This window comes from Niastella koreensis GR20-10 (assembly GCF_000246855.1).
GTDB classification, from domain to species: domain Bacteria; phylum Bacteroidota; class Bacteroidia; order Chitinophagales; family Chitinophagaceae; genus Niastella; species Niastella koreensis.
Genome location: NC_016609.1, coordinates 7485360 through 7500170 on the forward strand (window position 1 = coordinate 7485360; position 14811 = coordinate 7500170).

Annotated in this window: 9 protein-coding genes; 5 read left to right on the forward strand and 4 right to left on the reverse strand. The window is 44.5% G+C overall.

All coding sequences use genetic code 11. From position 1 onward, the window contains the following. The first annotated feature begins 410 nt into the window (after positions 1-410). Positions 411-1889: a vWA domain-containing protein gene (locus tag NIAKO_RS29710; RefSeq protein ID WP_014222170.1), complete on the forward strand. Its 1479-nt coding sequence runs from the start codon at positions 411-413 to the stop codon at positions 1887-1889. Positions 1890-2023: 134 nt separating this feature from the next. Here the strand turns inward: NIAKO_RS29710 and ltrA (NIAKO_RS29715) are convergent, their stop codons facing one another. Together ltrA (NIAKO_RS29715) and ltrA (NIAKO_RS29720) are read right to left on the reverse strand one after the other, a co-directional pair. Next, the gene (gene ltrA / locus NIAKO_RS29715; RefSeq protein WP_207622424.1) at positions 2024-3349 is read right to left on the reverse strand and encodes a group II intron reverse transcriptase/maturase; all 1326 of its coding nucleotides are present in this window, start codon (positions 3347-3349) and stop codon (positions 2024-2026) included. Positions 3350-3858: 509 nt separating this feature from the next. Beyond that, positions 3859-5166 carry a group II intron reverse transcriptase/maturase gene (gene ltrA, locus NIAKO_RS29720; RefSeq protein WP_014222173.1) on the reverse strand — a complete coding sequence of 436 codons (1308 nt, stop codon included), beginning with the start codon at positions 5164-5166 and terminating at the stop codon, positions 3859-3861. A 732-nt stretch (positions 5167-5898) separates the two neighbouring features. Between ltrA (NIAKO_RS29720) and NIAKO_RS39860 the strand changes: the two genes are divergently transcribed. The 4 genes from NIAKO_RS39860 (at position 5899) to NIAKO_RS29735 (ending at position 8077) form a co-directional block, all read left to right on the forward strand. Further along, positions 5899-6174: a type II toxin-antitoxin system HigB family toxin gene (locus NIAKO_RS39860; RefSeq protein WP_071884259.1), complete on the forward strand. Its 276-nt coding sequence runs from the start codon at positions 5899-5901 to the stop codon at positions 6172-6174. Beyond that, a complete protein-coding gene (locus NIAKO_RS39225) occupies positions 6099-6275 on the forward strand; it encodes a helix-turn-helix domain-containing protein (RefSeq protein ID WP_207622423.1) in 177 nt (58 codons plus the stop codon). The genes NIAKO_RS39860 and NIAKO_RS39225 overlap by 76 nt, the downstream gene beginning before the upstream one ends. A gap of 209 nt (positions 6276-6484) precedes the next feature. Beyond that, positions 6485-7087, forward strand: coding sequence for an HD domain-containing protein (locus tag NIAKO_RS29730; protein ID WP_041349592.1), 603 nt, complete (start codon positions 6485-6487; stop codon positions 7085-7087). Positions 7088-7147: 60 nt separating this feature from the next. Beyond that, positions 7148-8077 (forward strand): GyrI-like domain-containing protein, encoded by a 930-nt coding sequence (locus tag NIAKO_RS29735; protein WP_014222175.1) that lies wholly within the window; start codon positions 7148-7150, stop codon positions 8075-8077. Here NIAKO_RS29735 and NIAKO_RS29740 read toward each other — a convergent pair. Beyond that, a complete protein-coding gene (locus NIAKO_RS29740) occupies positions 8069-11404 on the reverse strand; it encodes a VCBS repeat-containing protein (RefSeq protein WP_014222176.1) in 3336 nt (1111 codons plus the stop codon). The two genes, NIAKO_RS29735 and NIAKO_RS29740, sit on opposite strands and share 9 nt — an antisense overlap. A gap of 18 nt (positions 11405-11422) precedes the next feature. Further along, positions 11423-14740, reverse strand: coding sequence for a VCBS repeat-containing protein (locus NIAKO_RS29745; protein WP_041349594.1), 3318 nt, complete (start codon positions 14738-14740; stop codon positions 11423-11425). Between the last annotated feature and the right edge of the window lie 71 nt (positions 14741-14811).

Consider the following 14811-nt stretch of genomic DNA (forward strand, 5'->3'; position numbering starts at 1 on the left):
AACAGCAACGCCATCCCGCTTGCTGTTTCCGCTTTTAATCAGTAACTAAAAACGGGTCGCAAAGATAGACTGTTCTAATCGGTACAACAAGAAAACGGAAAACTATTTTTTCATCGCAACCTTGCAATTAATTGATTTTCAATAAATATTTTGACATATATTTTTTACTGCTGCTTAAAAACCGCATTCAGCGGGCCTTTTAGGGCCTTTATTTGGGGGAAACCAGCGGTTGGATGGCTGTTCAACCTCCGTGTGTCACTCACTTCAGGGTCCGGAACGCTGTTCAGCAAATCAGTTCTCAGTTCAAAGTTCCAGGTTCAAAGTTCTCCGCGAGCCTTATTCCCCCAAAAAAGCCCGCCTTACGCAACAGGCGCCCCACAAATGCGTTCATGCACCCAAAACCCCTTCTTATGCCCATAAAGAAAAAAGGACCAGCCATTTTGCTGTTTTCTATCACCTTATTTGCCGCGGCCTGCGCTCCTTCACATCAGGTAGGTAGTTTTAATGCCTCACTTTATAACAATGGACCGGAAACCGGCAATATTGGCAACCCCAACCTGGCAGCAGTGGAGGAAAATGCCTTTATAAAAACCAGTGACTCTGCCACTTCAACATTTTCCATAGATGCCGATGGCGCTTCTTACGCCCTCACCAGAAGAATGCTAAACGAAAGCGGAGAGAATAATTTCAAAAGCCTTCGCACCGAAGAAATGGTAAACTATTTTACCTATGACTATGAAAATCCCACAGGAGATGCGCCTATTGCCGTTAATGGCGAAGTGAGCGCCTGCCCCTGGAATAAGGAACATAAACTCATTCGCATAGGCATAAAAGGAAAGTCAATTGCCAAAGAACAATACCCCCTTGCTAATTTTGTGTTGCTGATAGATGTGTCGGGGTCCATGGCATCGGACGATAAACTGGCGTTATTAAAAAACGGATTCATCAATTTCGTTAACCAAATGCGCCCCGAAGACCGTGTGGCCGTTGTTACCTACTCAGGTTATTTTTCCCTCGCGCTGGAATCTACCCCCGGCACTCAAAAAGATAAAATAATTAAGGCCATCAAAGGCCTGGGTGCAGGCGGAAGCACTTACGGTTCAGGCGGCATCAGGGAAGCTTACGAAGTAGCCGAAAAGAATTTTATACCCAATGGTAACAACCGGGTTATTATGGGCACCGATGGCGATTTCAATGTAGGCATTACTTCTACCGACGAGCTGGTAAAACTGGTGCAGGAACAACGCGAAAAGGGGATTTTTCTAACCACCCTGGGCGTTGGTAACGACAACCTGAATGATGCTATGATGGAAAAAATTGCCAACAAAGGAAACGGCAATTATGAATACCTCGACAATCACGATGAACTTAAAAAAGTATTTGTTGATGATTACAGCAAGTTTTTGACAGTAGCTAAAGATGTAAAAGTGCAGGTAACTTTCAATAAGCAGATTGTTAAAAGCTACCGGTTAATTGGTTACGAAAACCGCGTAATGGAAAATAAAAATTTCGAAAATGACCAGGCCGATGCCGGTGAAATCGGGGCCGGACAAACCATTACCGCCATCTATGAAATAGAACCTAACGGCGGTGCAAATGCCACTACCGATCCTACCTTTACTATCCATTTCCGTTATAAAAGACCCGAAGCGGCCACCAGCATTCCCCTCGATCTGGATATTTTTGATGCGGGGCTCGACTTTGCAAGCAGCAGCGAAAACATGCGCTTTGCAGCATCTGTGGCGGCATTGGGTTTGTACTTAAGAAACTCAGCTTATAAAGGAAGCATGACCCTTTCACAAATAAAAAGCTGGTCGGCCGGAGCCGTTAGCTTCGACCCAAATGGTTACCGCGAAAGACATTTGAGTTTGTTGGAGAGGGTAAAATAACGTTGCTGGTTACCAGGCTCCGGTTACCAGGTAAGCCAGCGCCTGTTGCAAAATTATCGAGTAGGAAGTAAGGGATTACTTCCCTTACTGTCCTCTCACACCACCGTACGTGCCGTTCGGCATACGGCGGTTCATTAAACATAAACAGTTTTAGAAGGCTTTACAATGTCTGTTAGACTAGTGAAGCCTTCTTTCTTTAAGTAGCTGTTACTCATGGCACGCCGAAGCATCGGACTTTGTACGCTTCGCCATTTCCCTTTACGAATATTACCCCATTGGTATGCCTGATTTGGGCTTATCCCTAATTTTATCAACTCCGCAATTCGGGTGCGGGGCTTTTTCCATTGCTGCCAATAGCACAGGCGTAGCCGGCTTCTGACCCACATGTCCAGTTCTTCAAACACCGATTTTGTCTCACTTAGCTTAAAGTAATTTCCCCAACCCTGGTTCAGTTGGCGGGTGCGCTCCATACGCATTGGCATACTATAAGGTTTGCTTCGGCATGTAATTGCACGAACTTTGTCCTTATAAACTGCAATGCTTTTGCGATGGACGCTTATTCCCCTTTCACCTTTCTTATGATAGAAGGTGAACCCCAGCAGTTTCATCAGCCACGGACGCGTTACACTGCTTTTGACCGCATTTACTACTAGCTTCAATTCCTTTTCTATGTAACGGGTAATGCTTTCCATTACCCGATCACCAGCACGTTTGCTCTTTACGTAAATACTACAATCATCAGCGTATCTTACATACCTCAGGCCTCGCTTTTCCAGCTCTTTGTCCAATTTATCAAGGATAATGTTGGACAGCAGTGGACTTAGCGGGCCGCCTTGAGGTACCCCTTGTTTACAGGGTATACGGTTGGCACCTTCCGCTATCTCACTTCTAAGTATTTTGTGGATCAATTTTAGAACCCGCTTGTCCGTTATTCGACGGCTCAACTCATTCATCAGATAATCATGGTTCACCCGATCGAAGAACTGCGACAGGTCAAGGTCTACCACGTGGCTGTAGCCAGCATTGATGTATTCCTTTGCTTTTAAGGCTGCCTGATGGGCATTCTTTTCACTGCGGAACCCATAACTATTTTCTGAGAACGTAGGTTCGTACTGCTTCACCAATACTTGGGAGATTGCTTGTTGGATTAACCGGTCCATGTAGGTTGGTATTCCTAAATGACGTTCACCGCCATTGGGCTTAGGGATCGTTACCCGCTTAACCGCTTGCGGTTGATAGCTCCCGTTTTCCAGCTGGGATTTAACCTGCACCCATGCCCCGTCAAGCTGCAGTTTGAAGTCTTTGGCTTCAACTCCATCAATACCAGCAGCTCCCTTATTGCCAGTCACCCGGTCATAAGCTGCGAGCATATTGGGCCTGCTTAAGATTTCTTCCAGTAACATCTCATCTACTTTCTTTTTTTTTTCTCTCCTGCTTCCTTGTTTCTTTCCTTCTTTCAAGACGATCGCTCAGCGCTCCCTGGTACCCTTCTGCTTCCAGCATAGCTCTTGCAGGGCAGCTCTCTATTCAGAGTTTTCTGCTTTCTTGACGATCATCCCAGTTCCAGAGTTACTCCGCGGACGTTTAATGTTCGGCCCTTCCCTCGTTCTTCAGGTACTACGGCCTCGGCTGACTTCTGTTAAACAAGCATATATCGCTATATACTCTTGCTCCTTCGGGCGGCGCTTCTCCCTCCGTCCACCGTTTAACAGATCTCCCCGGGTAAGGTGCGCAAACTTTCTCTCCATATACCTGTCAGATATACAGCTGTCTGTTTCAGATAGTTTAGGGCTTTGTTTTGTTAAGCAAACTCGCCCACAGATAACTGCCTCATCTGCTTCCTGTTCGTCAGGCCGGAGATTTACCGCCGGCTTCCTTCAGATTCCTCCTCCGGGTAGAGCGATTCGTTGCCTCCCCGCTCCCCCACAGACCCGTGCGAGCAGATTTCCTGCACACGGTTCCTCCACATTTACGGTCTCGCTAAAAGACGATTGTGATAGATTCTAGGTCTCTCTAAAGGCAACCATTCTTCCGTTAGCTTTATAATCTTTTCCCATATCCATACCCTTTTGCCACCGCGGCGGTTAAGCCATTTGTGCAATAGTCGTTGGGTTTGGCGATAGTACGAGTTAAGCCTTCGGCTGTTGAATGTTATTCCATAGTAGACGTAATGGCCTCGAAGTTTCTGGTTTATTCCGGTTAACAATTCCTGTATTCCTATTTTATCTCTATTGTTTCTTATCCATTCACTCATCCGATTCAATGAGGCATTTAATTTCTTGCTACTGGTCTTACGTTTAAGGATACATTTGCCTTTGCGGCTAAAACCCATGTGGTGGCAGAAGCCTAAAAAGTCAAATGTGTTCTTTTCCTGGTCTGGTCCTCCCTTTTTTGTTGTCAAGTCTATTAGCTTGGTTTTCTCAGGATGCAGCATCAGTCCATATTTCCCTAAGCGTTTGGGTAGCACATGCATCACCCGTAACGCGTCTTCCTTGTTGGTAAATCCTAACAGAAAGTCGTCAGCAAAACGGATAAGAAAACTATCGCCTTTCAGTAGCGGTCGTATCTGTTGATAGAACCATTCGTCTAGTACATAGTGCAGATACACGTTACTGATTAAGGGTGAGATGCTCCCCCCTTGTGGGGTCCCTTCAGTCGGATACACAAGTTGTCCGTTATCCAGTATGCCGGCTTTGAGCCATTTGTCGATCATCTTTCTAATCACGCCATCTTTTATCCTGAGGTCAAGGAGGTCACGCAGACATTGATGATTAATACTCCCGAAGTAGTTTTGCATATCAGCGTCTATTATATAGCGCTTGCCTTCCAAACTAACTTGTCGGGTTAACTCTTCCAATGCCTGATGTTGTGATTTACCGGGTCTGAATCCATATGAGCTGTGGTAGAATATATCCTCATACACCGGTCGCAACACCCTAGTTACTGCAGTCTGCAGCACCTTATCTTCTACGGTAGGTAGTCCAAGCGGCCGAAGTTTTCCTTTATCCTTGGGTATATAAACCCGTCGGATGTTTGGCGCCCGGTAGTTGCCGCTTTTAAAGGCTGCTAGTAATTGTGGGATTCTTGTTTCCCGTTGTTTGTGATAGTCTATCCACGTTTCTTCATCGACGCCACTGGCTCCCTTTTTGTTTAGCGTAGCTAAGCTTTCATGAAGCAGCTTTTCATCGATGAACTGATGCAGATTCGTCATGGCTTCAGACCGGTTCTTCCTGGCCCGGTCTGCTATCTGCATTTCAACTGTTAACATCTTTTCCATGTCTCTGGTACATTAAAATGTTTCTAAAATGCAGTTCCGTAAGCAGGCATCCCCCTTCCTTACTAAGTGGCTTTCATGGAACTGATTTCCCACCCTTCTATCAGTACTATGAGGATGCTAAGACTGCCTTCACCCTTCTCCTTTCCTTCGATTTCTCTCGGTCAGGATACCTTCCAGTATCGTCTTTTCTTGTCGTTTTACAGGGTGACAATACTTACCCTGTTAACTTGGATTCCTTAAAGCTCGGTTTATCCCTGTTAACCGATTTTGGTTGGAGGCGGTAGGCTCTCCTGTGTTCCCGTACTACCCTTGTCTACCTGTGATATGTTCTTGGACCCCGACTGAATCTTGCCAACTCGTCGTAACGCTGGTTTGATGTGGTCCTGGCGCCGCAAAAAGCCAAGACTTCAGTGTGGAGTGTCGTTTCGAGGCTCTGATGGCATACCCTTGGCAGTCGCTGTCTACGCTTCGTGCAGTCATTTCTGACCACTACGCAAGACTCGCTTCCGGTGGTTGACTAGACCTTATCGGACAGGATTGGTTACCTGTCGGGTTGTGCTGAAGTGTTTCATTTTGTATATCCCCACTTCACGGGCTTTGCACAGCGCGATCGCGGAGGACACCCTTGCCTTTGGTTAACGCTTCCCACTATCAAGGTGCGTTCGGGACTTACACCCTAAAGTTTGCGCCCGTGCCGGGCGCACTTAAGAATAGCCATCCGCATACCTGTGGATGGCTATTTTTTATAAAGGTTGCTTACTTTCTTACTTTCTTTGGCTTCTTTTTAACGGCCTTTGCTTTCCGTTTTGTACAGGAATTATAAGTTTTAGTCAATTTCCAAATGCCAAAACACTCAAACATAACCGGGTGCGATTTGAGATTGTACACAATACTTATCGCATCATTGCTCAAATTGATTTGTCAAACTCCGCATGGAAGATTTCGGCTACAAACTTACCGACCTGGCCAAAGAATACGGCGATAAGGGCACCCTCAGCAAAGTACTGAATTACAAACAGGCGCTCTCCTTAGCTATGATCCGCAAATTCAGTGAATTGTTACATATTCCCGTTGAAGCCCTAATAAAAAAGTATAAACTCAAAGAGTAACCACTATGGAGCCGGAAAACGACGATCAATATGTAAATACATTATTTCTGATCGAAGACCTGAAAGATGAAATCACCAGGCTCCAGACGGCCAGACAAACTCTCATTACGAAAATAATTATTCCTGGTAACTGCTCTTCATTTAAAACAGGATTTAGAAAATCAAATCGTAAATTACGAGCACACAAAAACAAAATCATTCTGTTAACCATGTCCACTCACCTCCTCGGCCGCAACACATTTGGTGATGTTGCCAATGCCGGAAACCTGATGCCTGTTGAAGAAGCTCATCAATTATTAAACGAATGGGTGCCCAACGATCGGCTGCGCCTGCACATGAAACAGGTGGCTGCCGTAATGAAAGCCTGGGCCACTGAAAAAGAACAGGCCGATGAACTCACTGCGCGAAAATGGGAACTGGCCGGGCTGCTACACGATGCCGATTGGGAAAAATACCCCGACGACCATTGCCGGGTAATTGTTGAAGAACTGGAACGCCGTGATATAGATCCTGAAGTGATCCATTGCATTGCTTCGCATGGCCCCCGGTATTTTGGAGTAGAGCCTAATAATATCATGGATAAAATGATTTATGTATTTGATGAATTATCTGGTTTTATTCACGCATCGGCACTTATACGCCCTACCAAATACGACGGCATGAATGTGAAAAGTGTAATGAAAAAATTAAAAACACCTTCCTTCGCTGCACAGGTAAACCGGGATGATATTACCGATGCCATTGCACGCATAAACACCCCACTGGAAGATATTATTCAGTTTATCATCGATCATCAAAAAGACGTACAATAAGCGGTTGTTCATAATACCAATATTCGCTATTTTGCAAATAGAGATCGTTTAATTGGCACTATGAAAAAATGGCTATTGGTACTGGCTTTTATTATTATTGCGGCAGTTGCAAGCATTTATCTGTTTATACCTGCCCGCCTCGACATCGTTCAATCCACTCCCATTAGCTGTACCATCCCCGGCGCCTATAGAAATATGGCCACCGAAGAAAAATGGAAAAACTGGTGGCCAGGTTCCTCATGGCAAAGCAACAGCTTTCTGTTTCAAAACGGCAGCTATACGATTACAAAAAAACTGCTGAATACGCTTGAGATAACCATTCATTACAACAAATTGGCTATTAATAGTACCCTGCACCTGTTGCCGGCTGGCGGGGACTCCACAACCCTTCAATGGATGTGCAGTTATCCTACGGCGCTTAATCCCATTTCGCGTATTCAACGTTACCGGCAGGCTATTTCCTTAAAAAATAACATGGCTGCAGTGCTCGGTCACTTTAAGTCATTTGCTGAAAAGAAAGAAAACATCTATGGCATTTCCATCCGGGAAACTGTTTTTAGAGACTCATTCCTAATCAGCACAAAAAAATACCAGACCGCCTATCCTTCTGTTGAAAATATCTATTCGTTAATCGATGATTTAAAAAGCTACAGTTCCGCACAACAGGCAAAACCAACCGGTATTCCGATCATGAATATCACAACCTTAAATCCATTCGGATACCAATTACTGGTAGCCCTTCCTATAAACAAAGAGATCCCTGCCAGTGGACGATTTTTCAATACCCGTATTCCCCTGAACCACTTTTGGGTTTCACGGGTACATGGGGGCGATGCCACTGTAAAGGAGGCCTTACATCAATTTCAATTATATGTACAGGATTATCACAGAACGGTGATGGCGCTTCCCTTTCAACAACTTATTACCGACAGAAGTAAAGAAACAGACACCACCCGGTGGGTAACCGATATTTATGTGCCGCTATTTTGAAAACCGTATCACCATAACACTGTCGTTATTGCGTGCCAGTACAAATGCTTCTTTTTGGGCAATGTCAATTTTTTGTATGCGCCGTACCTGTCCTTTTATAGTTAAGCCGTTGGGCTTTGCCACTTCAAACCTGTCATTTCCCTTGTTAATCAACAAAGTGCCCCAATCGGCATCATACCTGCCCATTTCCACATTATTTTCATAATAGTTGCCCCCCAGTAACAGATCGGGCAGACTGTCGTTATTGGCGTTTACGATTGCAGCATCGCGGTAGCTTGTTAACTGCGCCTCCCAGGGCAATTCCTGTGTGGTAAACTGCATGTGACCATCGTTAATCAAAATGGCATTGGAAAAGTAATTGGCCGTTAATACTTCTGCCGTTTTCAATTTATCTGAAGGAAAAAGTTCGCCCAATCGCGCTTTGGCAAAGTCCTCGGCATACAAAAAGTTCTTTTTCAAAACCGGCATTTGTTTTTCCAGTTCTGATTTATTGGCGAAGGGTATTTCTTTTCCCTGTACATAATAGGTTAACACCTGTTCCTTTTTGCCGTTATCATCAAAATCATTGTAGTATATCCGAACGGGTTCTTTATCCGATGCTTTAAGCCGGCTGTTCAAACCCAGATTGCCTGCTACCAGGTCAATATCGCCATCGTTATCGATGTCGCAGGGTAAAACAAAATTCCACCAGCCTTTTTTATCTGTCAGCGCCTTACGCGTAAACTGGCCATTGTTATTTATCCAGGCATCTATACCGCCCCATTCAAATGAACAAATAAGATCATTATCGCCGTCTTTATCCAGATCGAACCAGATAGCACGCGTTACAAATCCTGCACTGCCCAGATCTTTTGCATGTTCCGCGGTAACATCTTTAAACTTACCAGTGCCATCGTTTTGTAACAAATAAGATCGGGGTATTTGCCCATAAGCCCAGGGTATGGCCCTGCCACCAATAAACAGATCAACAAAGCCATCTTTATTAAAATCATAAGGCACCACACAGGAGAAGGTTTCATACAACCCGGTAAACGCATCGGGCAACCGGATAAATTGTCCCTTGCCATCATTCAGGTATACGCGGGGCAACAGGTGTTCATCGTTGCCGTAAAACTCATTGCCACCACTGGCAACTATAAGGTCAGGAAAATGATCGTTATTCACATCTGTTATGCAGGCATCCACATCTTCAAACGTACTATCGGCGTCCAGACCGGGCTGAACAGTACGGTAAAATGTTCCACCGGGTTTTTGCAGGTACACGGCGCTCTTTTCCCATTTGGCGGCGCCAATATATACGTCTTCTAAACCATCGTTGTTCAGATCTGCTATTGCCAATGCCGGGCCTTCGGTAGAAAGCATGTGTGGGATCAGGGGTTCCCGGTCAAACTCGGCAAAATGATTTTCTTTATGCAGATAGTCTAACCGAACACTATCGGTGATGTTTGAACCAGGCTTTGTCGTATTCTTTTTAAAAGTTGTTATTGTCCTGTAATCGAATGCTGGCAGTCCGTTTTGCCAGGTAAATGTCTGGTGAGCATCGTTCGCTGACAGGTTAATTCGAACAAAGGTGTTATCTGGCCAAATAAGGAATGAAGAATCCGGTTTTATTTTGTCAAGACCGATATGCATCGGAATTTCCATAGATGACATAAACCCATGCACGGCCTGCTTTTCATACAGGTACAGCTGATTATTCCCAAACAATACCAGCTTGGCGCCCACTGCATTAATGTTTCCATCCGGACCTTTCAGCTTTATATCAACATAAGCCTTGTCGTGTTTGTCGTTGCTTTTGTTTTCATACACCATCACCGGGTCGTTGATGTTGTTTACCACCACATCCAGGTCGCCATCGTTATCCAAATCGGCATAAACAGCGCCATTTGAATAGGTGGATTTATTATCGCCTATAAGTTGGTCCAGATCGGCAAAGGCCAGGTTACCGGTATTTCTGAAGAATTTGTTGGGGATTTTTATCTGGGGAAATTTATCAGTAAGGGCCAGGTCTTTTTCATGGCTTTTATTGGTCCGTAGTTTGTTTTGAATTTCTTCGTTACCTATATAATTGATGAAATCTATATCGTTCATTCGCTTGGGAATACCGTTTGAGACAAACAGGTCCTTCATTCCATCGTTATCAAAATCCATCCACAAGGCAGCCCAGCTCCAGTCGGTGGCAGCTATGCCGCTATACAAACCCACCTCACTAAAGGTACCATTGCGGTCGTTTAACTGCAGGTTATTACGTGTGTACTGGTAGTTATACCCAATCTTTATCTTTTCATTATACAGGTCCCAGGTATCTTCACCCAGCGATCTTTTTAAAATATAGGGATTGGCAGGCAGCATGTCCATGGAAATGATCTCTGAATACCCGTCATTATTTACATCGGCAATATCTACTCCCATGCTATACTGGCTGGTATGCATCATACACTTGCCCAGTTCTTCCTTAAACGTTCCATTGTGCTGATTGATGTACAGGTAATCGTTTTCGTGAAAATCGTTCCCGATGTAGATATCGGGATAGCCATCCAGATTAATATCGCTTACCGCTATACCCAGCCCATACCCAATGATTGTACTGTTGATACCCGATTCCTTTGTTACCTCGGTAAATCGGGCCTCCCCATCATTGCGGAATAACCGGTCGCCGGAAAGGGTTTCATACGTACCCATAAACTCTTTACGCGGGCGGAAATTGCTAATGGCATGCACGGAATGATTCAACAAATACAGGTCCAGATCTCCATCCCCATCGTAATCAAGAAAAGCGGCCTGGGTACTAAACCCCGAGAAATCTACCCCTAACTCATGCGCTTTGTCAACATAGTGCGGTACGCCATCCTTATCAATACCCGTACAGATCAATAACTGGTTATGACTCTTTAACGGACCATAATTTCCCACACGGCAGATGTAGAGGTCCAGCAGGCCATCGTTGTTAATATCCACCACAGAAACACCGGTGCTCCAACCATGGTCATCGGGTATGCCGGATTCTTTTGTCACTTCTTTAAAATGCAGCTTACCTGTATTTAAAAACAGTTTATTCTGTTCCATGTTCGAAGCAAAGAACAGGTCAACCAGGCCATCGTTGTTAAAATCACCGGCACCCACACCTGCACCATTATAATAATACATGTAATGAAAAATATTGAACGAATCGCTGGGTATAAGGGTATTGGTAAAATGTAATCCAGTACTGCTTTCATCCAGCATTTCAAACAACGCAGGCTGTTTATTGCCCCTGTTGCATGCAGATAAAATATGTATGGATAGGATCATTAAACAAAAGCCTGCCCATTGCTTACTACTGATCATAACTTACAATTCGCTTGTTTACTTTTTTATACTGTATAAAACCGGGTAATCGTCGTTTCTTGCAAACAACACATAATTCACGCCAGTGCCAGGTATCAGGGCAATGTCGCGCACTTCGCCGTCAACCAGCAAGCCCGATAGCCTGGCCGGTAACCACGTGAAGCTGCCTTTGCCATTATTAAGTAATACATCGCCATAACTGGCATCCAGTTTTCCAAACTGCGGCGGATAGCCAGATCTGTTGCCACCCAGCACCAGGTCAGGAAACCCGTCTTTGTTTACATCTGTACTTATTATGGCATTTACTACCGACAACTGCGCCTGGTAGGGCAATGGCTGAATGGTAAACTGTCCATTGCCTTTATTGATGGCTATACATGATTTGGTATAGTTAAACAATTTCACGCTGCTTTTATCGATCATTTCTTTGGAAAACAATTCCTGGATAGATTTTTTTGCATAGTCCTTATGCTTCAGGTTCTCTTTTTTAATAGAAGGAATTTCATCCTGCATTTCGCGTTTCAGGAATACCGGCACATCCCGGTTGTCCACAGTGCGGGTAAGTATTTTATCTTCGGACCCATTGCTGTTAAAATCATTGATCCACAATTTAACAGGATTGGCAGCATCGGGATGCAGATAAAAATTATCGCCTACATTTCCTAACACCAGATCGGTTTTGCCATCATGATTTATATCGGCAGCCACAATAGTTTGCCACAAGCCATATATTTCGCCCAGACGGCTTTTTACTTCTATAAAATGATCGCCGTTGAAAGAAAAGATCCGGGGCGCCATCCATTCACCTGTTATTATTAACTCTTTACTGGTATCGCCCGCTACATCGGCCCACACAGCACCCGTTACCATGCCAATACCGGCAATATCGGAGTTCTTTGTTTTGGCAATATCAGTGAAGTGCCCCTGACCATCATTCTGGTAAAGGTAGCTTTCAGGCGCTACTCCGTAATTGCGGGGTGTGCTTCGGCTGCCTACAAACAGATCGAGGTCGCCATCGTGGTCAAAATCATTGGCAACGGCTACCCCCGAATTCATGCCATTGCTTTTAAAGGCGGCCGCATCGAGGGTGAAATTACCCTTACCATCGTTTTTCAATAACCGGCATTGCATTTCACGGCTATAAAGCGGAGAATTGTTTCCACCCGGACCTATAAATAAATCAATATCGCCATCGTTATCGCAGTCGAAAAACAATACCGCCTCGTCTTCAAAATCTTTGAACTGCATAAATACCGGTACCTGCTTTTTTATAAATGCGCCGTTTTTTTGCTGTATATACAATTGACCAGGATGGTCTTTTGTGCCGCCGATATACAGATCTATAAGTCCATCGCCATTTACATCGGCAGTGGCTACTTTAGGCCCTTCACGGGAAAGCATTTCGGGAATATTTCTTTCGTAATAGAAATCTACATAGTCATCTTCCACATGTTTTTCAAATGAACCGGGCGCCAGGGAAAACAAAAGCGAATTGTTTTGAAGTGTATCCGGTAGTGCCCCCCTGGTCGTATTGGCTTTAGCCAATACCAGCGTTGTATCAATAGCAGGATGTACAATAGTTTCTTTTGAACGGTCGGGCCACATAATTACCATGGAATCTATTACAGATGTTTTTCCCAACCCAATCACCTGTTTATAATCCATCGACGACTGAAACCCCCGGCTTGGTATTACTTCGCGGGTAATAATGGAACCGCCTGCATGTACGGTTATTTTGCTTCCTATGGCGTATGTATTCTGATCGCTTTCTTTCAGCAAAACACTAATATGATGATTGGCATTCTGTTGGCTGGCGCGGTTCTTATAAATAAAAGCAGGCCCATTAATATTATTGATAACAAGGTCCAGATCACCGTCATTGTCAAGATCCGCGTATGCAGCCCCATTTGAAAAAGAAGGCTGGGTAAATCCCCAGGCCTTGCTTACATCGGCAAACTGCAGGTTGCCCAAATTTCTGAATGCTTTATTAATAACCGGGGTTTTAGGAATATGTTCCAGCACTTCATTTACTTTTTCTTTCCTGCCCGTTAATACCATCTTCTGAATTACATCATTGGCAAAGAAATCCATGAAGTCCAGATCGGTCACGTCGCGGTTAACGCCATTGCATACATAAATGTCATTCAGCCCATCATTATCGGCATCGAATAACAAGGCACCCCAGCTCCAGTCGCTGGCGCACACCCCGCTGTAATTGGCAACGTCCGAAAAAGTACCATTGCCATTATTTACCTGCAGGCAGTTCTTCATGTACTGGTGGTAGAACCCTATCTTCAATTTGTTACGATACTGATCTATATTATCAAAGGCCCCAAGGGTTTTTAACCGGTAATCATTATCGGGCAGCATATCGGTGGTAAAAATATCTGCATACCCATCGTTGTTTATATCGGCTATATCGGCCCCCATGGAGGAAAAGCTGTTCTGCTTCATACATTGCTCCATTTCATCTTTAAAGGTGCCATTACGTTGATTGATGTATAAATAATCGCGCTCGTACGAATCGTTGGCTACGTAAATATCAGGATAGCCATCATTATTGATGTCTGCTACGGACACGCCAAGGCCAAAACTCATTAACGTGCCATGAATGCCTGCTTCTTTATCTACCTGCGTAAAATGGCCATTGTCGTTCCGGTACAGGTGGTCGCCACCATCTTTTACAAAATCGGCCACCGGCCAGTCTTTGGCCGGCAGGTCTCGCCGGTTGGTATATCCCAGCGTATTCACCGGCATTGGGCTGTTATCGATCATAAAACAATCCAGGTCGCCATCGAGGTCATAATCAAAAAAAGAAACCTGGGTGGTGTAGGCGGATATGGCCAGTCCGTATTTGTCAGCAGCTTCAGTAAAAGTGAGATTATGGTTATTGATATAAAGCTTGTTTCGCCGGTTGCCGTTCTTCATGTGCCCGGAGTTGCAAACATACATATCGAGCCAGCCATCGTTATTAATATCCACCATTACGGCGCCGGTGCTCCACATGCTGTCCTGTTTCATGCCGCTTTTAGCAGTAATATCTTCAAATCTAAAATTGCCTTTATTCAGGTATAGCTTGTTTTCATCCATGTTAGAGGTAAGCAGTACATCGGCCAGGCCATCGTTATTGATATCGCCAATAGCCACCCCGCCGCCATTATAAAAATTGCGGAACAAAAAACTGTTATCATATTCCTGGTCAACTACCTGGTTATTGAAATCGATGCCGGAGTTTTCAACCAGTTCAAACAGGGTTGAGGTCGCCTCTTTTTTGTTGTTACAGGAATAACAAACAGCCAGAAGGAACAAACAGCTAAGCAATCTTTTCAAATGCATCCGGATATTAATAAAATTAAATATAATGAGTGCGTACTTTAGGGCTCCTGAAAGAACAAAGGTCATTATTG

Excerpts from the sequence above, each read along its gene's own strand:
- NIAKO_RS29740 (WP_014222176.1), bottom strand. The coding sequence starts at position 11,404 with ATGATCAGTAGTAAGCAATGGGCAGGCTTTTGTTTAATGATCCTATCC.
- ltrA (WP_014222173.1), bottom strand. The coding sequence starts at position 5,166 with ATGGAAAAGATGTTAACAGTTGAAATGCAGATAGCAGACCGGGCCAGG.
- NIAKO_RS39860 (WP_071884259.1), top strand. The coding sequence starts at position 5,899 with ATGGCTATTTTTTATAAAGGTTGCTTACTTTCTTACTTTCTTTGGCTT.
- NIAKO_RS29730 (WP_041349592.1), top strand. The coding sequence starts at position 6,485 with ATGTCCACTCACCTCCTCGGCCGCAACACATTTGGTGATGTTGCCAAT.
- NIAKO_RS29735 (WP_014222175.1), top strand. The coding sequence starts at position 7,148 with ATGAAAAAATGGCTATTGGTACTGGCTTTTATTATTATTGCGGCAGTT.
- NIAKO_RS29710 (WP_014222170.1), top strand. The coding sequence starts at position 411 with ATGCCCATAAAGAAAAAAGGACCAGCCATTTTGCTGTTTTCTATCACC.
- NIAKO_RS29745 (WP_041349594.1), bottom strand. The coding sequence starts at position 14,740 with ATGCATTTGAAAAGATTGCTTAGCTGTTTGTTCCTTCTGGCTGTTTGT.
- NIAKO_RS39225 (WP_207622423.1), top strand. The coding sequence starts at position 6,099 with ATGGAAGATTTCGGCTACAAACTTACCGACCTGGCCAAAGAATACGGC.